Origin of the sequence: Fictibacillus enclensis (genome assembly GCF_001457035.1) — a bacterium.
Classification (GTDB): Bacteria; Bacillota; Bacilli; order Bacillales; family Fictibacillaceae; genus Fictibacillus_C; species Fictibacillus_C enclensis.
In genome coordinates, this window is the sequence record NZ_KQ758617.1 from 111,515 (window position 1) to 131,511 (window position 19,997).

At 45.2% G+C, this 19,997-nt stretch carries 19 protein-coding genes; 18 read left to right on the forward strand and 1 reads right to left on the reverse strand.

Annotated features, from left to right (window positions below):
- Positions 1-83 precede the first annotated feature (83 nt).
- From AS030_RS00660 to AS030_RS00675, 4 genes are all read left to right on the forward strand, one after another.
- Entirely contained in the window at positions 84-653 is a 570-nt protein-coding gene (locus AS030_RS00660; protein WP_061967271.1) for a TetR/AcrR family transcriptional regulator, read from the forward strand.
- A gap of 165 nt (positions 654-818) precedes the next feature.
- Positions 819-3,212, forward strand: a complete 2,394-nt coding sequence (locus tag AS030_RS00665; RefSeq protein ID WP_061967273.1) for a YhgE/Pip family protein — start codon at positions 819-821, stop codon at positions 3,210-3,212.
- 138 nt (positions 3,213-3,350) lie between these two features.
- Positions 3,351-4,502 carry an ABC transporter ATP-binding protein gene (locus AS030_RS00670; RefSeq protein ID WP_061967276.1) on the forward strand — a complete coding sequence of 384 codons (1,152 nt, stop codon included), beginning with the start codon at positions 3,351-3,353 and terminating at the stop codon, positions 4,500-4,502.
- Positions 4,492-6,048, forward strand: a complete 1,557-nt coding sequence (locus AS030_RS00675) for a glycine betaine ABC transporter substrate-binding protein (protein WP_061967278.1) — start codon at positions 4,492-4,494, stop codon at positions 6,046-6,048. The genes AS030_RS00670 and AS030_RS00675 overlap by 11 nt, the downstream gene beginning before the upstream one ends.
- A 48-nt stretch (positions 6,049-6,096) precedes the next feature.
- Here the strand turns inward: AS030_RS00675 and AS030_RS00680 are convergent, their stop codons facing one another.
- Positions 6,097-6,819: an amino acid ABC transporter ATP-binding protein gene (locus AS030_RS00680; RefSeq protein WP_061967281.1), complete on the reverse strand. Its 723-nt coding sequence runs from the start codon at positions 6,817-6,819 to the stop codon at positions 6,097-6,099.
- Between the two features lie 233 nt (positions 6,820-7,052).
- Between AS030_RS00680 and AS030_RS00685 the strand changes: the two genes are divergently transcribed.
- The 14 genes from AS030_RS00685 to AS030_RS00750 all read left to right on the forward strand — a co-directional run bounded on the left by AS030_RS00685 (position 7,053) and on the right by AS030_RS00750 (position 19,977).
- Positions 7,053-8,039: a LacI family DNA-binding transcriptional regulator gene (locus tag AS030_RS00685; protein WP_061967282.1), complete on the forward strand. Its 987-nt coding sequence runs from the start codon at positions 7,053-7,055 to the stop codon at positions 8,037-8,039.
- A gap of 50 nt (positions 8,040-8,089) precedes the next feature.
- Positions 8,090-9,385 carry an ABC transporter substrate-binding protein gene (locus tag AS030_RS00690; protein ID WP_061967283.1) on the forward strand — a complete coding sequence of 432 codons (1,296 nt, stop codon included), beginning with the start codon at positions 8,090-8,092 and terminating at the stop codon, positions 9,383-9,385.
- 255 nt (positions 9,386-9,640) lie between these two features.
- Positions 9,641-10,885 (forward strand): carbohydrate ABC transporter permease, encoded by a 1,245-nt coding sequence (locus AS030_RS00695; RefSeq protein ID WP_061971380.1) that lies wholly within the window; start codon positions 9,641-9,643, stop codon positions 10,883-10,885.
- Positions 10,886-10,913: 28 nt separating this feature from the next.
- A complete protein-coding gene (locus AS030_RS00700) occupies positions 10,914-11,741 on the forward strand; it encodes a carbohydrate ABC transporter permease (protein WP_061967284.1) in 828 nt (275 codons plus the stop codon).
- A 115-nt stretch (positions 11,742-11,856) separates the two neighbouring features.
- Positions 11,857-12,591, forward strand: a complete 735-nt coding sequence (locus AS030_RS00705) for an MBL fold metallo-hydrolase (RefSeq protein ID WP_061967285.1) — start codon at positions 11,857-11,859, stop codon at positions 12,589-12,591.
- 118 nt (positions 12,592-12,709) lie between these two features.
- Complete coding sequence (locus AS030_RS00710; protein WP_061967289.1) at positions 12,710-13,699, forward strand: lipoate--protein ligase; 990 nt, start codon at positions 12,710-12,712, stop codon at positions 13,697-13,699.
- A 338-nt stretch (positions 13,700-14,037) separates the two neighbouring features.
- A complete protein-coding gene (gene paaK / locus AS030_RS00715) occupies positions 14,038-15,348 on the forward strand; it encodes a phenylacetate--CoA ligase PaaK (RefSeq protein WP_061971383.1) in 1,311 nt (436 codons plus the stop codon).
- 128 nt (positions 15,349-15,476) lie between these two features.
- Positions 15,477-16,385 carry a 1,2-phenylacetyl-CoA epoxidase subunit PaaA gene (paaA, locus tag AS030_RS00720; protein WP_061971385.1) on the forward strand — a complete coding sequence of 303 codons (909 nt, stop codon included), beginning with the start codon at positions 15,477-15,479 and terminating at the stop codon, positions 16,383-16,385.
- Positions 16,386-16,400: 15 nt separating this feature from the next.
- On the forward strand, positions 16,401-16,748 hold the full coding sequence (paaB, locus tag AS030_RS00725) for a 1,2-phenylacetyl-CoA epoxidase subunit PaaB (RefSeq protein WP_061967291.1): 348 nt from the start codon (positions 16,401-16,403) through the stop codon (positions 16,746-16,748).
- 11 nt (positions 16,749-16,759) lie between these two features.
- Entirely contained in the window at positions 16,760-17,551 is a 792-nt protein-coding gene (gene paaC, locus AS030_RS00730) for a 1,2-phenylacetyl-CoA epoxidase subunit PaaC (protein ID WP_061971388.1), read from the forward strand.
- A gap of 15 nt (positions 17,552-17,566) precedes the next feature.
- On the forward strand, positions 17,567-18,073 hold the full coding sequence (gene paaD / locus AS030_RS00735; protein ID WP_061967294.1) for a 1,2-phenylacetyl-CoA epoxidase subunit PaaD: 507 nt from the start codon (positions 17,567-17,569) through the stop codon (positions 18,071-18,073).
- Between the two features lie 45 nt (positions 18,074-18,118).
- Complete coding sequence (locus AS030_RS00740) at positions 18,119-18,424, forward strand: EthD family reductase (RefSeq protein WP_061967296.1); 306 nt, start codon at positions 18,119-18,121, stop codon at positions 18,422-18,424.
- Positions 18,417-19,193 (forward strand): enoyl-CoA hydratase/isomerase family protein, encoded by a 777-nt coding sequence (locus AS030_RS00745; RefSeq protein ID WP_061967299.1) that lies wholly within the window; start codon positions 18,417-18,419, stop codon positions 19,191-19,193. Before AS030_RS00740 ends, AS030_RS00745 begins: the two co-directional genes overlap by 8 nt.
- Before the next feature lie 13 nt (positions 19,194-19,206).
- Entirely contained in the window at positions 19,207-19,977 is a 771-nt protein-coding gene (locus AS030_RS00750) for an enoyl-CoA hydratase-related protein (RefSeq protein ID WP_061967302.1), read from the forward strand.
- The last annotated feature ends 20 nt before the right edge of the window (positions 19,978-19,997 follow it).

Below are 19,997 nucleotides of genomic sequence, written 5' to 3' on the forward strand. Positions count from 1 at the left end.
TGAATCTTGTATAAAGATCGGTTACATGGTAAAGTGAGGAATTGACCAGTTCTAAAAAATGGTCAGTGAAAGGAAATGTGCCCATGGTTGATCGTAGACAAAATATCTTAGAAGCTGCTGCAAAGTCTTTTACATTGTTTGGTTACAAGGCAACCACAATGGACCAGGTAGCGAAAATTGCCAATGTTGGAAAGGGAACGATTTATACTTTTTTTGAGAACAAAGAGGAGCTTTTTAAAGAAATTGTATCAGACCTTGTTCAGCAAATTAAACATGTAGCGGTGGAGGCGATCCGGCAAGAACGTCCATTTCATGAAAACCTTCATGCTGCCCTCTATGGCGTTCTTGACTTTCGCAAGTCTCACAAGCTTGCCATCAAAATTTCGCAGGAAGGCAGAGAGATGAATACTCCTGCTGTAAAAGAGGCAAGCAACATGCTGGAAACAGCGGTGATGTCATTCATCAGGCAAGAGCTTGAAAAGGCAATCGAAAAAGGTGAAATTAAGAAATGTAATACAGAAATTACTTCCTATGTCATGTTAAAGATGTATGTATCACTTGTATTTGACTGGGAAATGGAGCACAAGCCGTTAAGCAAGGAAGAAATCGCCGACATCTTTGAAAATACCCTCATTACCGGTTTAAGAAAGTAACAGTTGCAAACCGGATAAACTCGTGGTATTTTTAGTAATGACCAATTTTTGATTTTAGTCAGTTTTGCAGCGATCTTTTTAAAAAGATCTCTTTTTTTTAAACGAAAATGACCATATGACTAAAATAGTCATTATGTATTAACTGGAAGAAATGGGTGAGAACACATGGTTTGGAAACAATTTCAATCCGTCCTGAGCAAACCGAAATTACTGATACCAGTGGCGGCTATTTTATTTATTCCTATTCTTTATGCTGGCATCTATCTATGGGCCTTTTGGGATCCTTATTCCCATACCGATCAGCTGCCTGTCGCTGTTGTAAACGAGGACAAAGGTGCTGTAATGGATGGAGAAAAACTCGAGATTGGGGATGACCTCGTCAAGGAATTAAAGGATAATCCCGATTTTAAATGGGAGTTTGTAGGAAAAAAACAAGCGGAAAACGGACTTAAAGAGAATAAGTATTATGCAGTAATCGAGGTACCGGACAATTTTTCAAAAAAAGCCATGACAGCAATGGATCCCCATCCGGACAAGCTGCAATTAACATACAAAACCAATTCGGGATATAACTATCTGGCATCCCAAATTGGTCAAAAAGGGGTACAACAGCTAGAAAGCAAGCTGTCCAACCAAATCTCCAAAACCTATACCGGCGTTATATTTGATAAGATAGATGAAATGGGAGATGGGTTTAAGAAAGCTTCTGATGGAGCAGGAAAACTGGCACAGGGCTCTTCAAAAGCCTCCACGGGTTCGCACGATTTGGCGAAAGGCACAGAAACCCTGTCCAATAAAACAAAAGATCTTGAAAGCGGACTTGGAGAATTAGAGGGAGGTTCTTCACAGCTGTCATCAGGGTTGAAGGCTTCCAAGGACGGCACAGAAAAGCTGTATTCAGGAATGAAGCAGCAAAGCTCCGATATCGAGAAGCTGAATAACGGAGCGGAGCAGTTTACCCAGGGTACAAACCGTCTTGCTGCAGGCTTGGGTGAGTTAAACGAAAAAGGAAGTCAAATCACATCCGGTCAAACGCAATCCGCCCAGGGGGCAAACGAGCTGAAAACTGGTGCTCAAGCGGTTTATGCAGGTTCCGCAACGCTTGATGAAAAAGGAGAAGATCTGCTGGCTGGCGCAGAACGTTTAAAGAAAGGTGCTGGTGAACTTTCAGCAGGTGCATCTTCACTTAAAGACGGTGCCGACCAAACGGCTGCAGGAGCAGCGAAAGTAAGCGATGGTCTTTCATCCTTAAAAGCCGATTTAGAAAAGAATCCGGATATGCCAAAAGCAGAAATCCTGGCAAGGGTTGCGGCTCTTGAAGCAGGCAGTAAGCAGGTGAGTCAGGGAACCCAAAAAGTTGCGGGCGGTGCGCTTCCTCTTAAAGAAGGAGCAAATGAGCTGTCAGCAGGCGCGAATCAGCTTCAACAAGGACAGTCATTGTTTCAGCAAGGTGTCCGAACCCTTCATACCGGTCAGAAAAAATTGGTGGAGGGCATTGATCAGCTCGCAGCAGGCCAGCAAAAACTGTTGGATGGCACAAAAACCTTTATGTCCAAAATTGGTGAAGCAAAGAATGGAGCCGATCAATTAGCGGCCGGTTCTGCACAAGTAAGTGGAGGAACAGGCAGCCTGGCCAAAGGTTGGCCATCACTTGTTGAAAATGTGGGCAAACTAAATGAAGGCCAATCCAAATTAGCCCAAGGAAGCATCGATTTAACCCAAGGTATTCAAAGTGCCAAGGACGGTTCAGGGAAACTAAGTGCAGGAGCCCAGGAGTTGAATAAAGGCGCCGGAGACTTGGCTTCCGGAGTGGATTCCATCCATTCGGGCAATAAGGAGCTTGCCGGGGAACTTCACAAGGCAGCGGACAAAGCCGGAAAAGCGAAAGCCACTGACGATGAGATTAAAATGATATCCAATCCGGTCAAAGCCCTTAATGCAAGTACTGTAAAGGATATGACCTATGGTACAGGGCTTGCCCCTTACTTCCTTTCCCTTGGTCTTTTTGTGGGTGCACTCATGCTTACCATTGTCTTTCCGCTGGTCGAACCTGCGGTTAAGCCTAAAAACGCCTTCAGCTGGTTCTTCAGCAAATATGCTTTTATGGCGGTAACAGGAATTATTCAAGCATTAATTGCAGATTTCATCCTGCTCAGGGGACTGGATTTGGAAGTACAGAGCACAGGAAGGTTTATCGTCTTCAGTATCATCATCAGTTTAACGTTCATGGCGATCATACAGTTTCTGGTATCATCCATGGGAAATCCGGGAAGATTTATCGTTATCCTGATGCTGATTTTCCAATTGACGTCGAGCGGAGGTACATTCCCGACTGAAATGATTCCTTCTTCTTTACAGACGGTTCATTCCTTTATGCCGATGTCCTATTCCATCGCAGGGTTAAGAGCAGTCATCACCACCGGAGATTACAGCCTGATGTGGCAAAATGCCATTATACTGGGCTACTTTATGGTGCCGATGCTTGCAGCTTCTCTTCTATTCTTTGCCTTTAAAATGAAAAAGTTCAAAAATGACGAGAACGCAGCGAATACTATTTAATAGTAAAGCGGTCCTTTCGTAAGCGAAAGGGCTGCTTTTTTTATTGCTGATGGTTTGCTTGCTAACTTGGTTTCTAGCTTGATCAATTAGGGAAACATACATAGGACAAAAGATATATAAAGAAAGAAGGGGTGGAATATGATTACGTTTAAAAATGTGGAAAAAACATATCCGGATGGGTTTCAAGCTCTAAAAAACATAGAGTTCCATATTGAAAAGGGTGAACTAGTTGCTCTGATCGGGCCCAGTGGCTGCGGGAAAACCACGACGATGAAAATGATCAACCGTCTGATTGAACCAACCGGCGGAACCATCATGATCAACGGAGAAGATATATCTGAAAAGGACCCGGTTCAGCTTCGCAGGAACATAGGCTATGTTATCCAGCAAATCGGTTTGCTCCCGCATATGACCATCGGTGAAAATATATCGCTCGTACCCAGGTTGAAGGGATGGAAAAAAGAAGAGTACGAGGGGAAGGTGGATGAGCTTTTGAACCTGGTGGGGCTCGAACCCGAGACGTTCCGAGACAGATTTCCCGCAGAGTTAAGCGGCGGACAGCAACAAAGGATCGGGGTCATCAGGGCGCTTGCGGCCGAACCACCGGTCATTTTAATGGACGAACCCTTCAGTGCACTTGATCCCATCAGCAGGGAGCAGCTTCAGGATGAATTGATAAAGCTGCAGGATACCATTCAAAAGACCATTGTGTTTGTAACCCATGATATGGATGAGGCACTGAAGATTGCTGACCGGATTGCCATCATGAGAGAAGGAAGAATCATTCAGTTTGACACCCCTGAAAAAATCCTGCGTCATCCTGCCGATGATTTTGTGAAAGGATTTATTGGCGAGCAAAGACTTGAGGAAGCCTCCAATGAGCAACCCACAGCCACGGACCTGATGATCGAAAAAGTAGTAACAGCCAAACCCACGAGGGGACTGGCCGAAGCATTAAAAATGATGAAACGATATAGAGTCGACAGCCTGCTGGTCACCAATTCAGCCAACCATTTACTCGGAATTGCGACGGTTGATGCGGTTGAGCGCCATTACAACGAAGAAGACAAAACGCTGGCAGACATTATGGAAGCAGATTTTGATTCGGTTTCTGTAGAAACACCGTATACGGATGTGGCAGAGATCTTTGCCACAAAAAAATCCCCATTTATACCTGTGCTGGACGGAGAAATACTGGCTGGCCTGATCACTCGTTCTACGATGATGCGCGGCCTTGCGGGCTTGAAGATCACCGGAAGACAGGAAGGAGCAACGGCCGATGAACAATAAAAACTTCCTTTCAACACTTGCTGATACGTTCCAGACACGCTGGCCGGATATTTGGGAAGGCCTTCAGCAGCATTTGTTTTTATCACTGGTTTCCATTATCATCGCTGCTGTTATCGCCATTCCCCTTGGCATCTTTATTTCAAGAAGAGCAAGAGTAGCCGAACCGGTGATCGGAGTCACAGCGATTTTTCAGACCATTCCGAGTCTCGCGCTGTTCGGTTTCTTATTGCCTTTGTTTGGCATCGGAAGCACAACCGCAATTATCGCCTTGACGGTTTATGCCCTGCTTCCTATTTTAAGAAATACATACGCCGGAATTACAGGGGTCGATCAGTCCGCCGTGGAAGCCGGACGGGGGATGGGAATGACCAAAAACCAGATCTTGAGAATGATCGAACTTCCACTGGCCATGCCGATTATTATGGCCGGCCTTCGTACAGCGACGGTATTGACTATAGGTGTGGCTACACTTGCCGCCTTTATCGGAGCTGGAGGGCTCGGTGACCTCATATACAGGGGTCTTTCCACCACAAGAAACGAATTGGTGCTTGCTGGAGCGATTCCCGCAGCGCTTCTTGCTCTTGTCATCGATTATTTGCTGAAACGAATTGAGATTGCTTCCAACCCGGTAGGACGCAAAAAGTTTTCATGGAAGAAGGCCGGGATCATCCTTATTCCGGTGGCCGCGTTGCTTTTGTTCTTTGCCCTCAGAGGTGGAACGTCTGACGATGCGATCAAAATTTCAGGGAAAAAATGGACGGAACAATATATACTTCCGTATGTCATTGCAGAATACGTGGAAGACAAAACCGACTATAAAATGGATGTGGGAGAAGGACTCGGAGAGACAGCGATTCTGACTCAGGCGATTAAAAAGGGAGATATCGACATGTACGTGGAATACACAGGTACAGCTTTTATGGATATTTTAAAAGAGGAATATTCCCCTGACATCTCCGCAGACCAAACGTATGAACGTGTAAAAGAAGGCTACAAAAAGAAATACAAGCTGGACTGGCTAAAGCCGCTTGGTTTCCAGAATACCTATGCCATTGCTGTAAGGCCGCAAAAGTACAAGGAACTCGGGGTAAAGACCACATCTGAGCTTGCAGATAAATCTTCTGAGGTCACATTTGGAGCCCCTACGGAATTTTTTGAGCGGCAGGATGGATACCCTGGTTTTCAAAAAGCCTACAAATTTAACTTTAAAGATAAAAAAAGCCTGGATCCAAACCTGATGTACGCGGCGGTTAAGAACGGAAAAGTGGATACGATCGCTGCATTTACAACGGACGGAAGGATTCCACGCTATAACCTGGAGCTTTTAAAGGATGACAAAAAGTTCTTTCCTCCTTATTATGCAGCGCCCATTGTCCGTGAAGAAACGCTGAAGAAGTATCCGAAACTCAAAAGCACAGTCAATGAGCTTGCAGGAAAAATAAGCGATAAAGATATGGCCGAAATGAATGCCAAGGTGGATATCGATAAAGAAGAGCCCAGAGATGTCGCAAGGGATTTTCTTAAAAAGAAAAAGTTAATTAAGTAATTGGACAAAAAACAGCCCGGCATTTATGCCGGGCTGTTTTTGGTTGTCTTACAATACCTTGCTCAAGAACGATTTCGTGCGTTCGTGCTGAGGGTTGCCGAATAGCTCCGAAGGAACATTTTCTTCGACAATGTAGCCGCCATCCATAAAAATAACGCGGTCACCAACTTCACGGGCAAAGCCCATTTCGTGTGTGACAACGACCATGGTCATCCCTTCTTTTGCGAGCTGTTTCATGACTTCAAGCACTTCACCAACCATCTCGGGATCCAGAGCGGATGTGGGCTCATCAAAAAGCATGATTTTCGGATCCATTGCAAGTGCGCGCGCGATTGCGACACGCTGCTTTTGGCCGCCTGAAAGCTGGCCGGGAAAGCTGGATGCTTTATCCTTCAATCCAACCTTGGCCAGAAGCTCAAGTGCTTTTTCCTTCGCTTTGGCAGGAGCCATTCCCCGTACTTTAATCGGTCCGAGAGTTACATTTTCTATTACCGATTTATGCGGAAAAAGATTAAACTGCTGGAATACCATGCCGACATCCTGTCTGACAAGATTGATATTTACTTTTGGATCAACCAGGTTGTAGCCATTGACGATGACTTCTCCGCCAGTGATATCTTCGAGCTTATTCAAACAACGAAGGAACGTGCTTTTTCCCGATCCTGATGGACCGATAACACAGACCACTTCCCGTTCCTTGATTTCGGAATTAATATCTTTTAGCACTTCGAGATCGCCAAACGATTTTTTTAAATTTCGTACTTTTATCATAAAGAGTGCGTTCCCCCTTTTTTTTCTCTTCTTGTTCTCTCTATAACCTTTGTCAGATGATAGTTTGATTATACCTGTTAGATAGCAAGAATGCGATGAATTAACAACAGCTGCAAAAACATTATAATAATTTTCTGAAAAGTCGTTGACCTAATAGGCGATATCACCTATACTTTATCTATGGAAACGGTTTCATGATTTCGATTTCATAGTTAAATTGAAGGAGAAACGCAATGGCAACTATCCAAGATGTAGCAAAGCTGGCCGGACTGTCGAGAACGACTGTCTCCAGAGTAATCAATCGTCATCCGTATGTAACGGATGAAAAAAAACGATTGGTTATGAACGCGATGGAAGAGTTAAATTATGTCCCAAATTCTTCTGCCCGGAGGCTCAGAAAGCAGCAGACAGAAACCATTGCTGTATATGTTCCCAGAATTACAAATCCGTTCTTCAGCCAAATGGTAGAAGTGATGGGAAACTATGCTTCAGACAGAGGCTATCAGCTTATTCTCTGCCAAACAAGCTACAGCCGCAATCAGGAGATCAATTATCTGGAATTGTTAAAAACAAAGCAGGTAGACGGTCTGATCCTCACATCGATTGAAAATGAATGGAGCAGTATTGAGCCTTATATGAACTACGGTCCCATCATGTTATGCAACGAGTACAACGACCAGGCACAGGTACCAACTGTTTATCTGGACCAAATTGAGGGGGGATACATCGGGACCCGTCATCTTATTGAGCAGGGCCATACCCAGATCGCCTATTGTTCAGGAAACAACCACGCGTCACGGGTTGCATCCGACCGGTACACGGGATATAAAAAGGCACTGGAAGAGGCAGGCATTGTTACGAACGAGGATTGGTTTCTCACAAATGCTTATAGTATTGACGATGGGAAGCGGGTCTTCAACGAAATCGCGAAAATGAATGACCGGCCGACAGCGGTTTTTACTGGAAGTGATGAAGTGGCGGCAGGAATCTGGAAGGAAGCTCTTAATCACAAATGGGATGTACCAAACGATTTGGCCATCATCGGCTTTGATGATCAGCCAGTTGCAGATTTGATTGGTTTAACTACGATCAGGCAGCCGATTAAGAACATGGCACAGCAGGCAATGAAGCAAATGATTGATATCATTCAACATAAACTGCCAAGTGAAAAAAAGGAAATTAAGCTGGAGTTTGAGCTCATTAAACGGCGGTCTACCTGATCTGTAAAGAGCAGCAGCCCGCAAAACATATTAAAAGGGGGATTACCTACATGAACATCAAAAAAATCTCAAAAGTCATTACTACCTCGCTTGCTCTTTCACTCGTTTTATCCGCATGCAGTGACAATAAGGCAAGCACGGACGAGAAGAAGGATTCTGCAAACAAAGGCAAAAAGGTTGAGTTGATTTATGCACGTGGTAAAGATGATACGAATGCCACTCAAAAGATGGTAGCTGCATTTGAGAAAAAATATCCAAACATTGATGTGAAATTCCGTGAAATGCCCGCAGATACAGGGAAACAGCATAACGCTTATGTAACTGCTTTTAATGCGAAATCCGATGAGATTGATGTTTTTGATATGGATGTGGTTTGGCCGGCAGAGTTCGCTCAGGCAGGTTATGTTATGCCGTTGGATCGTTTTATACAGAAGGATGGAATCAAACTTGATGAATATAACGAAGGAGCATTGAGCGCTTCAAAATTTAAAGGAAAACAGTGGGCCCTGCCAAAGTTTATTGATGCCGGGATGCTGTTCTACCGTACAGACCTCGTAAAAGATCCGCCTAAAACATGGGATGACCTTTTGAAACAGGCAAAAGCGGACAAAGGAAAAGGCGGTACCAAATTTGGATACCTGATGCAGGCCAAGCAATATGAAGGGCTTGTCTGTAATGCGGTTGAGTTCATCGCTTCCTATGGAGGAGAGATCATCAATGAGAAAGGTGAAGTTGTGGTAGATTCTCCAGAAGCCATAAAGGGATTGAAGAAACTCGTAGAAGTGGCCACTTCTGATGTAGTGCCAAAGAATATCACCACATTTGCAGAACCGGAGAGCCATACGGCATTCATTAACGGGCAATCCGCCTTTATCCGAAACTGGCCGTATCAATTTGCGCTGGCAAATGACAAATCTCAATCCAAAATTGTCGGTAAAGTCGGCGTAGCTCCGCTTCCTGCCGGCGATAAGGGACCGGCTGCTGCACTTGGCGGCTGGCAGGCAGGAATCAACAAAAACACCGATGTACCAAAAGAAGCATGGCTGTTCCTTAAGTTTATGGCTGGAGAAGAAGGACAGAAAATGGATGCGATAAACGGCGGCCACGCGCCAACGATCAACAAGCTCTTTGATGATCCGGATGTCCAAAAAGCCAACCCTTACTTTAAAGAGGAAGGCTTCGTAAATGCGCTCAAATCAGCGGTTTCCCGCCCTGTAGCTCCAAACTATACGGAAATCTCGGATATTATCCAAATCCAGGTGTCCAAAGCGATCGCGAAAGAAATTACGCCGGAACAAGCAGCTAAAAACATGCAAAAAGAGATTTCTTCCAAAATGGAAAAGTAAAGATTTACTGTTAAATGCATAAGCCTTCATATTTTATGGAGGCTTATGCATAACAAATAACAAATATTGGTATCGATTCCAGAATGGAATGGATGGACTGCTGCTTCGCCAGCCCATCGATTGCATCCGTAACACAAGGGAGTGGCAAATGTGGAAGTGAAATTAAATCCAAGCCCAAGTCCTAAAAAGGATCCTGGACGGGCAAAAACATCTTCAAGTAAAAAAAGAAAAGCATCTGAAAAAAGGCTGGCTTACATGCTTGTAGCCCCTTCTCTGCTCTTGATCCTTTTGATCGCCATCTGGCCAGTTCTGCAATCCTTTTATTACAGTCTGTTTGACTTAAGATTGAACAATCCAACAAAATCGGAAGTTACATTAAGCTATCATCTGGACCTGGAAAAATATCTGAACAGCTATCCATTTCTTATCAATGTCCTGGAAGACGAAGCGGGCAAAGCAAAAGGCTCATCCGCAGAAACGTTAAATGGATTGATCTCGGAATTAAAAGAGGTGGATGCTGGAATTCAGGAAGATTCAGCGGTTAAAAAACAATATCAGCAGGTCGATGACAAGCTGACGAACATGGAACCGGTAAGTGAAGAATTAAGTTCAGTAAAAGTCGACAAAAGTGATGCACTGAAACTCGATAAAACCCTTCATAAGGTATCGTCCGAAGTCAAAGGATTAAAAGGCCTTAAAAATGAAGAGGATGCCCTTGGCCTTTCTTCCTCCCTTAATGAAGCCGTGATTAAACCCAACTTTGTTGGATTTGATCATTACAAAAACAATCTGACGGATAAGCGGATGTGGATGGCCATCTGGAATACAAGCGCCTTTACGATTGTTTCCGTTTTCCTTGAGCTTGTTATTGGGCTTGCGATTGCCGTACTGATCAATAAAGCTTTTTTTGGACGGGGGCTGGTGAGGGCTACCATTTTGATTCCCTGGGCGATTCCAACAGCGGTTTCCGCAAAAATGTGGCAGTTCCTGTACGACGGACAAAATGGAGTGGTTGCCCACATTTTTGAGAAGGTAGGTCTTGTTGGCAACGCCACTGATCTTTTGACCACCAACCTTGGTGCCATGTTTTCCATTATTTTTACCGACGTCTGGAAAACGACACCGTATATGGCGCTCCTACTGCTTGCGGGGCTGCAGACGATTTCATCTTCACTCTACGAGGCGGCCTCCATTGATGGAGCCTCGAAATGGAAGCAGTTTACAACGATCACTCTTCCATTATTGAAATCAAGTATTCTGGTCGCTTTATTGTTCAGAACCCTTGATGCCTTCCGTGTGTTTGACCTTGTGTTCGTACTCACAGGCGGAGGTCCTGCCAACTCCACAGAGACGATCTCCATCCTGGCCTACAAACGGATGTTTGAACAGACCAATTTTGGGGACGGGTCCGCTCTGTCGGTCATTGTATTTGTATGTGTGGCCGTCATTTCCATGATCTTTATTAAGGTTCTTGGCCGTGACCTGCTAACCGACAGATAAGAAACGTGTATAAAAGGAGTGAGAACTTGTGAATAAAAAAGCAGGGCCGTTGTTTTATATCTTTCTTGCCATCTTTGTTTTTCTTGTTATGTTTCCGTTTATATGGATGCTTGTCAGTTCCATCAAACCGATAAATGAACTGTTCGGTGACAAGGCATTCTCACCGTTTACCAGTCACCCGACATTTGAAAACTATATTTCTGTTTTTACCAATTACCCGTTTCTGAAATATTTATGGAACAGTTTTGTAGTGTCTGGCATCACGACGTTATATACCGTTCTGATCGCATCGTTTACTGCCTATGCGATTGCACGTCTTCAATTTAAAGGAAAGACTGTTATTTTGGGATTGGTATTATCGGTCTCCATGTTTCCGCAGATTGCAACCATTTCACCCATCTATATTTTATTGAAAAATATTGGTCTGACCAACAGTTATCTTGGACTGATCATCCCGTATACCACCATCACGCTGCCACTTTCGATCTGGATTCTGGTTACGTTTTTCAGAAAGATTCCATTTGATCTTGAAGAGGCTGCCAAGATGGATGGAGCCACTTTGATGCAAACCTATTGGAAGGTTATCCTTCCGCTGGCCGTACCTGGTATCTTCACTACGGCCATCCTGGTCTTTATTGCGGCCTGGAATGAATTTTTGTTTGCTTTGACGATAAATACGGATCAAGCATTTAAAACTGTGCCGGTAGGAATCGCCATGTTTGAAGGGCAATTTACCGTACCGTGGGGCGATATCACCGCGGCCACTGTTATTGTTACAATCCCGCTCGTCATCATGGTACTGCTTTTCCAGCGCAGAATCGTGTCAGGGCTTACCTCGGGTGCTGTAAAAGAGTAAGAGTAAAGACCGGCCATTCCACAAGCCGGTCTTTTTTGCTGTTAACAGAAGTTTTGTTTAAATCCAATTTAAGGGTACACTGTTATTACCTAGAGACGAAACAGGGAGTGGGAAGATGAAACTAACCGTTATTGGCTATTGGGGCGGCTATCCGGGAAAGGGGGAAGCCACCTCGGGTTATCTGCTGCAGCACAATGGGTTCAATCTATTAATCGATTGCGGAAGCGGAGTTCTCTCCGGGCTGCAATCCTATATTCAGCCAGAAGAATTGGATGCAGTTATTCTTTCTCATTATCATCATGATCATGTGGCTGATATTGGTGTTCTCCAATACGCCAGACTTGTCCAATCTTTTCTGCAGTCAGGTGTTGAGACGCTGCCGATCTATGGTCATAATGAGGACCAGCAAGGCTTTGCGAATCTGACTTATCGTGAGGCAACGAAAGGAGTGGCCTATTTTCCAGAAGAAAGCCTGACTGTCGGGCCGTTTTCCATCACCTTTCAAAAAACGAAGCATCCGGCTGTTTGTTATGGCATGAGGATTACAGCGGGAGATCAAACCATCGTTTATACAGCGGATTCTGCTTATCTTCTAGAGTTTATTCCGTTCAGTACCGGAGCGGACCTGCTCATTTCGGAGTGCAACTTTTACAGTGATCAGGATGGCAGCGGCCCCGGCCATATGAATTCACATGATGCTGGGAATCTGGCCGAAGCGTCAGGTGTGCCGTTTCTTCTTCTGACTCACCTGCCTCATTTCGGTGACCGGAAACAGCTGGTATCTCAGGCGGGAGAAAAATATGCAGGACGAATTGAAGCCGCATATGCAGGCTGGACATGGGGAAATTGAAAAGCATCCATAAATTGCTACCTTTACGAAAGTCAGACAGCTTGCTATTCTTTTAAAAGAGTTGTATAACGAAAAAGGAGAATTTTTTTCTAACTGAGCAGTGAAGGAGAATAGGTCTATGCTGTTTATCGATAATCGCAATATTACAGATCCAAGGGTGAATTTGGCTATTGAGGAATATGCATTAAAGCATCTCGATATTAATCAAACCTACCTTTTATTTTATATAAATGAACCCTCCATTATCATAGGGAAAAATCAGAATACAGTAGAAGAAATCAATGCCGATTATGTGAGAGAGCATAACATTCATGTGGTCCGCCGGCTGTCCGGAGGTGGCGCGGTCTATCATGATACCGGCAATCTGAATTTCAGCTTTATTACCAAGGATGACGGAAACTCCTTTCATGATTTTAAAAAATTTACAGATCCTGTCGTAAAAGCTCTGAACAAATTGGGTGTGCATGCGGAACTGACCGGAAGAAACGATATTCAAGTAGACGAAAAGAAAATTTCCGGAAATGCCATGTTTACTACGAAAGGGCGGATGTTCAGCCATGGAACGCTGATGTTTGACTCGGAAATCGAAAATGTAGTTTCTGCCCTTAATGTAAAAATGGATAAAATCCAGTCCAAAGGCATTAAGTCCATCCGCAGCCGTGTAACCAATATCCGTGATCATCTTGATCAGGACATGACAATGGACGAATTCAAGCAAACGCTTCTCGCCTACTTATTTGAAGAGTTTGAAGAAGTGCCTCGTTATGAACTGACAGAAGTGGACTGGGAGAAAATCTATAAGATCTCAGAACAGCGTTACGATAACTGGGATTGGAACTTCGGTAAGTCTCCCAAATCAAACGTCGAACTCTCCAACCGGTTTGCCGGGGGATCAGTAGAAGTGAAGCTGCAGATCGAAAGAGGCATCATGAGGGAATGCAAAATTTATGGAGACTTTTTCGGAGTCGGCGATGTGCACGATATTGAGGAGCGACTGATCGACAAACGCTATGACCGGGAAGAAATCGAGAAAGCGATAAAAGACATAAACATGCGCCATTACTTCGGTAACGTTACAAAAGAAGAATTTTTGGATTTACTTTATTAATGTACATTAGGAAACACAGCAGGGATGTGCAAGTTTTAGAGCACAGCAGGGATGTGCAAGTTTTAGAGCACAGCCAGGCTGTGTTCTTTTTTGATTGTTTTTTGAGATTGTTGCTTTGGGAACAGTTTTTTAGTCCACCTGAAACGGAAATCAACCACTTTCAAGAGCTATAAAAGTTTATAACATATTTGACAGAATAATTGTAAAACGGTAAGCTTTAGAAAAACATATTACATATAAAATGCAATCGAAAATAAAACGTCATATTATTTCACTCGTAAATGTAAAGGCTTACAAATCCGTTCAAGAGGTGAATAGCTGTGATCTTTAATGTGGAAATGGAATGCATGGATCAGGAGGAAAAGCAGAACCTTCAACTTTCAAGGCTGAAAGAAACCGTGGAGAAGGTGTATGAAAAGGTACCGTTTTACAGAAAAGCATTTGCGGAAAAAGGAATTTCGCCTGAAGATCTTTGTTCTTTGGAAGATATAAAAAAGCTGCCCTTTACTGTGAAAAAAGACCTCAGGGACAACTATCCGTTTGACCTGTTCGCGGTTGAAACGAAGAATCTTGTCCGCGTGCACGCTTCTTCAGGCACCAGTGGCAAACCGACGGTTGTTGGCTATACAGCCAAAGATATTGAGAACTGGAGTGAAATGGTGGCCAGGAGCATTGCCATTGGAGGGGGAGAACCCGGGCAGTTTTTGCATAATGCTTACGGGTATGGCCTGTTTACCGGGGGACTTGGCCTTCATTACGGATCCGAGCGGCTCGGCATGGTGACTGTTCCTGTCTCAGGAGGGAACACGGAGCGTCAGATTCTGCTCATTGAAGATTTCAAGCCGGAGGTTATCTGCGGAACGCCGTCTTACGTTCTGACCATTGCCGAAAAGATGGAGAAAATGGGCAAAGATCCTCGTTCAACTTCATTAAAATACGGTATTTTCGGAGCGGAGCCATGGTCTGAGGAGATGAGGGCAGCGCTTGAAGAGAAGCTTGATATTAAGGCGAATGACATTTATGGGCTGAGTGAAGTGATGGGTCCTGGCGTAGCGATGGAATGCCATGAGGCTCAGAATGGTCTGCATATTATGGATGATCATTTTTATGTTGAAGTAATTGATCCGGAAACACTGGAGCCTCTTCCTGAAGGAGAGCCGGGGGAGCTGGTGTTTACCAGTTTAACAAAGGAAGCCTTTCCTGTGATTCGTTACCGGACAGGGGATATTGCCTCACTTCATAAGGAAAAATGCGCGTGCGGCAGGACTTCGGTCCGTATGTCCAGAGTAAAGGGGCGCATTGATGACATGCTGATCGTACGCGGAGTGAATGTGTTTCCTTCGGAGATCGAGAACTGCCTTCTTAAGGTGAATGAGCTTGTTCCTCATTATCAGCTTCATGTTCATGCCGATGGATTCCAGGAAAAGGTGGAGCTGCATGTTGAAATGACAGAGTCGTGCTTTGCATTAATCGGGCAAAATATAAACCATGACCAAATGGATAGCTTGAAGCATCAAATCAAACAAGCGGTCAAAAGCAGCTGCCTTGTGAACCTGGACATTCATGTACTTTCGCCTGGATCCATTCCGCGTTCGGAAGGAAAGGCGGTCAGGGTTGTCAGGCATAAAGCGGCTCAACTGAAAGTGTAGGTGGTTGTTATTTATATGACGTTATTTTATAATAACGGTAAATATACGTAATATATATAGGAGGGGCTATTGTGCAGGCAGGTCTCAGGTTTGAGCAGTTGACCAATGATGAGAAGCATCAGCATTTTATGCAAAGAATCAACCGCGGTGAAAAGATAGAAGCAGATGACTGGATGCCGGATGATTACCGAATCAGCTTGATCCGGCTGATTTCCATGCATGGCATTTCGGAAATTATGGGAGCGCTTCCGGAAAAGGAGTGGGTTCCAAAAGCGCCGTCCCTTCACCGCAAATTGGCCATCATGGCGAAGGTGCAGGATGAGATGGGTCACGGACAGCTCCTGTTGCGGGTAGCAGAGGATCTCATGGCACCGCTTGGCAAATCAAGAGAAGACATTATGCAGGATCTTTTTTCCGGAAAGTTAAAGTTTCATAACGTGTTTCACATGGAAGCGCCAACCTGGGGAGATGCCGGAATGATTGCCTGGCTGGTGGATGGTGCGGCCATTATTTCACAAAGTATGATGCTTGATTCCTCCTATGGCCCGTACGCCAGGGCGTTAAAGCGAATTTGTGCCGAAGAAGTTTTTCATGCGCAGCACGGCGAGAGCATCATTCTCGCTTTGGCGGAAGGAACACCGGAACAACGCGAGCTTCTGCAGGATTCTCTTAACCGCTGGTGGACATCGCTGATCATGTTCTTTGGTCCGAAATCTGCCAAAGAAACCGGCAATTCCAATGCAGACAGAAATATCATGTACAAAATCCGAACCAAGACCAATGAAGAACTGAGACAGGAATTCTTTACAAAATATATCCCGAGGATTTGGGCGCTCGGCCTTACGATTCCGGATGAGACCATCCACTTTGATGGAGAGGCACAGATGTGGATTTACAAGGATGTGGACTGGAGGGAGTTTAAGCAAATTGTTTCTGGAAACGGCCCTCGTTCACAGGAGCGCCTGGATCTAAGAAGAAGATCCTATGATAACAATGGCTGGGTTCGTGAGGCGCTTGCCGCCCAAAAGGCAATCTGAGGAGAGTGTAATTGGATGAGCGAGCAAGAAAATCAATTTTATAACGTGTATGAAGTGTTTAGCAAAAAGACCGATAAAGCTCCGTTTCAGCATCAGTTCAGCCTGTTGGCACCGAATGCTGATATGGCCCTTGTAATGGCGAAGGAGAATTTCTTTCGAAGAGAAACGGTCGCAGACATCTGGGTGGTCAAACGGGAAAATATCCGCGGCCTGACACAGGGTGAGCGGGAAATGCTGAAGCGGATGGATAAAAACTACCGGGAGACAAAAGGCTACGGCTATTTAAAGAAAAAGTGGCGCGACTACAACCAGGAACAGTTTACGGAGAAGCACATCATGGGCGGAAGGGAAGAGAGCCGGTGAACACCAAGACAATGAACGAACAGGAGCAATCAGCGCTTATAGAACTGATCTACCAGCTTGGGGATGATGATTTCATTCTGGCCTACAGAGGTTCTGAGTGGCTCGGGCTGGCACCGCACATCGAAGAAGATGTGGCCTTCTCATCCATCAGCCAGGATATGATGGGGCATGCCGCAATGTATTATCACCTTTTGGAGGAATTGGGGGAAGGCGAAGCCGATGGCTTGGCGCACCTCAGAAAACCGGAAGCCTTCCGAAATGCCATTCTGCTTGAAAAAGTAAATGGCAGTGGCACCTATCTCAAGAAGCCGGATTATGACTGGGCGTTTACGGTCGTAAGAAACTACTTTTATGCGGTATACAAACAGATTCGTCTGGAATCTCTAAGACTATCATCCTATGAGCCGCTGGCGGATGCGGCAAGAAAGATCATAACCGAGCAATATTATCATTTAATGCACTGGGAGCTGTGGTTCAAGCAGCTTGTGACAAGTACCGAAGAGGCCAAAAAGCGCATGCTCTCGGCAGTAGGGAAGGCGTGGAAAGATTTCGGCGGGGTGCTTACGCTCGGCCCATCCTACAGTGAAATGGTAAAAGGCGGATTCATAGAGGATGAAAATCTGCTGAAAAAACGCTGGCTGAACCGAATTGAAAAGATGTTTGTGGAAACAGGGGTTCCACCACAGGGTGAGCCGCTGATCGAAAGCGGAAATGGAAGAAAGGGAGAGCATACGCAAGATCTCGCAGACGCGCTTACCACTCTTTCAGAAGTTTATGCGACCAATCCGGCGTCTGGCTGGTAAGAAAGGGGAGAGAACATGGAGGCGGTGTTGCAGTCTATGAATCTCAAAGAAAAAGTCCTCTTGGCGTTAAAGGAAGTCACGGATCCGGAAATCTCATCCATTAGCATCCTTGATCTGGGTATGGTGGAGGATGTGGAGGCCACAGACGGCTCAGTTGTAATCAAGGCGCTTCCAACGTTTGTCGGATGCCCGGCGCTTCATATCATTGAACGGGACATAAAAAAAGCAGCGAGTGAAGTAGATGGTGTTAAAGAGGTAAAGGTAGACTTCGTGTTCTCACCCTCCTGGACAACAGACCGTATCACGGAGGAAGGGAAAATCAGGCTCAAGGAATTTGGCATTGCTCCGCCTCCGGCCAATCACGTGATGGGAGAACCGTGGAGCATTGATTGTCCGTATTGTGGGTCATCCTATGTCACGATGGAAAACATCTTCGGCCCTACCGCCTGCCGCAGCATTCTGTATTGCAAGTCTTGCAAAAATCCGTTTGAAGCCATGAAGCCTGTCGCAGACATGAATTAAAAGAAAGATAGAACATTAAATCCATAACATGAGAGGAAGATTTAAATGGTCAAATTAATCGCCCTTTACAAAACTCCGAAAAACAAGGAAAGCTTTGATGAGCACTATTACGGTACGCATACGGAAGTAACGAAGAAAATTCCGGGTCTTCGCAAGATGGAGGTAACTAAAATTACAGGCTCGCCAATGGGAGACAGCAAGTACTATTTGCTCTGCGAGATGTACTATGACGACCATGAATCTCTGCAGGCAGGCATGAAGTCTGCCGAAGGAAAAGCCTCCGGAAAAGATTTAATGTCCTTTGCGGGAGATCTGGTCACACTGATGATCGGTGAGGAAGTGGATGGCTGATTTTCAAAGCATAAAAACAAAAGTGGAAGACGGAATTGCGCTCATCGAGTTAAATCGGCCGGATGTGCTGAATGCCATCAGCAGAGGCATGGTCACAGAGATCCGCTCTGCCTTTGAAACGTTTGACAAACACGATGCGGTAAAGGCAATCGTTCTCACGGGAAACGAGAAAGCATTTGCTGCCGGGGCGGATATCGATGAGATGATGGAGGATGACGCAGTCACACTTGAACTGCTCAATCAGTTTAAGGACTGGGATCAGCTGCACACGATTAAAAAGCCAGTAATCGGGGCGGTCAGCGGCTATTGTTTTGGTGGGGGATTTGAGCTCGCTTTGTGCTGTGACATCCTGTTTGCCTCAGAAAAGGCTCAGTTTGGCTTCCCGGAAATTAAGCTTGGTGTCATGCCGGGTGCAGGAGGCACCGTCAAACTGACAAAACTGATGGGACCGAAAAATGCTCTCGAATGGCTGTGGCTTGGTGAACCAATGACAGCGAAGGAAGCGCAAAAACACGGAATCATTAACAGAATAGTTGCTCCAGAACTTGTGGTGGAAGAGGCTATGAAATTTGCCCGCACCATTGCAGATAAAGCACCGCTGTCTCTTCGGCTGATTAAGGAATCAGTCCGGTATGCGGCTGATCATTCCGTGCAAGACGGCATGCAGCTTGAAAGAAAGAACTTCTATTTGTTGTTTTCTTCGGAAGATCAAAAAGAAGGAATGAAAGCTTTTACTGAAAAACGGTATCCCCATTTCAAGGGAAAATAAGGAGGAGCGGTCCATGTTTGAAACCATTAACTATGAATCCAGAGCCGGGGTGGCCTGGATCACGCTGAACCGGCCGGACAAACTTAATGCCTTTACGGCAGTGATGCATAAGGAAATGCTGGCTGCTTTAAAGAATGCGGGGAGAGACAAGGACATTCGGGCCATTGTCATTACAGGAGCAGGCAGGGCTTTTTGTTCCGGCCAGGATCTTGGCTCAAGCGATAATCCAGATTATGGCGAAGTGCTTCGCAAAGGATATAACCCAATGATTCAGGAGCTGGTTTCGATCGAGAAGCCTGTCATTGCAGCAGTCAATGGTGTGGCGGCAGGAGCGGGGATGAGTCTTGCACTTGCCTGCGATTTCAGAATCGCTTCAGAAAAAGCAAGCTTTATTGAAGCTTTCATCCACGTGGGTCTCGTACCGGATTCGGGCAACCTATATTTCCTTCCCCGGCTTGTCGGCCATGCAAAGGCAATGGAGCTTGCAGTGCTGGGTGAAAAGATTTCTGCAGACCAGGCGAAGGAATTGGGGCTGGTAACAAAAGTGGCAGAAGAAGAAGCCTTTATTCAGGAAGTGGAAGCCTTTGCTGTCAGACTTGCCAGCATGCCGACTAAAGCCATTGGACTGATCAAGCGGTATATGAATAAAAGCTGGGAAAGTGATCTGAGCGAGGTTCTGGAATATGAAGCTCTTGCCCAGAAAACGGCAGGCGGCACCGAGGATCATAAAGAAGGCGTTTCGGCATTTATGGAAAAACGAAAGCCCGCGTTTACGGGAAGATAATAGACAAAAATAGCGGGCTG

Bases quoted from the DNA above. Each gene is read 5' to 3' on its own strand.
- AS030_RS00660 (WP_061967271.1), top strand. From the start codon at position 84: ATGGTTGATCGTAGACAAAATATCTTAGAAGCTGCTGCAAAGTCTTTT.
- AS030_RS00665 (WP_061967273.1), top strand. From the start codon at position 819: ATGGTTTGGAAACAATTTCAATCCGTCCTGAGCAAACCGAAATTACTG.
- AS030_RS00670 (WP_061967276.1), top strand. From the start codon at position 3,351: ATGATTACGTTTAAAAATGTGGAAAAAACATATCCGGATGGGTTTCAA.
- AS030_RS00675 (WP_061967278.1), top strand. From the start codon at position 4,492: ATGAACAATAAAAACTTCCTTTCAACACTTGCTGATACGTTCCAGACA.
- AS030_RS00680 (WP_061967281.1), bottom strand. From the start codon at position 6,819: ATGATAAAAGTACGAAATTTAAAAAAATCGTTTGGCGATCTCGAAGTG.
- AS030_RS00685 (WP_061967282.1), top strand. From the start codon at position 7,053: ATGGCAACTATCCAAGATGTAGCAAAGCTGGCCGGACTGTCGAGAACG.
- AS030_RS00690 (WP_061967283.1), top strand. From the start codon at position 8,090: ATGAACATCAAAAAAATCTCAAAAGTCATTACTACCTCGCTTGCTCTT.
- AS030_RS00695 (WP_061971380.1), top strand. From the start codon at position 9,641: ATGCTTGTAGCCCCTTCTCTGCTCTTGATCCTTTTGATCGCCATCTGG.
- AS030_RS00705 (WP_061967285.1), top strand. From the start codon at position 11,857: ATGAAACTAACCGTTATTGGCTATTGGGGCGGCTATCCGGGAAAGGGG.
- AS030_RS00710 (WP_061967289.1), top strand. From the start codon at position 12,710: ATGCTGTTTATCGATAATCGCAATATTACAGATCCAAGGGTGAATTTG.
- paaK (WP_061971383.1), top strand. From the start codon at position 14,038: ATGGAATGCATGGATCAGGAGGAAAAGCAGAACCTTCAACTTTCAAGG.
- paaA (WP_061971385.1), top strand. From the start codon at position 15,477: ATGCAAAGAATCAACCGCGGTGAAAAGATAGAAGCAGATGACTGGATG.
- paaB (WP_061967291.1), top strand. From the start codon at position 16,401: ATGAGCGAGCAAGAAAATCAATTTTATAACGTGTATGAAGTGTTTAGC.
- paaC (WP_061971388.1), top strand. From the start codon at position 16,760: ATGAACGAACAGGAGCAATCAGCGCTTATAGAACTGATCTACCAGCTT.
- paaD (WP_061967294.1), top strand. From the start codon at position 17,567: ATGGAGGCGGTGTTGCAGTCTATGAATCTCAAAGAAAAAGTCCTCTTG.
- AS030_RS00740 (WP_061967296.1), top strand. From the start codon at position 18,119: ATGGTCAAATTAATCGCCCTTTACAAAACTCCGAAAAACAAGGAAAGC.
- AS030_RS00745 (WP_061967299.1), top strand. From the start codon at position 18,417: ATGGCTGATTTTCAAAGCATAAAAACAAAAGTGGAAGACGGAATTGCG.
- AS030_RS00750 (WP_061967302.1), top strand. From the start codon at position 19,207: ATGTTTGAAACCATTAACTATGAATCCAGAGCCGGGGTGGCCTGGATC.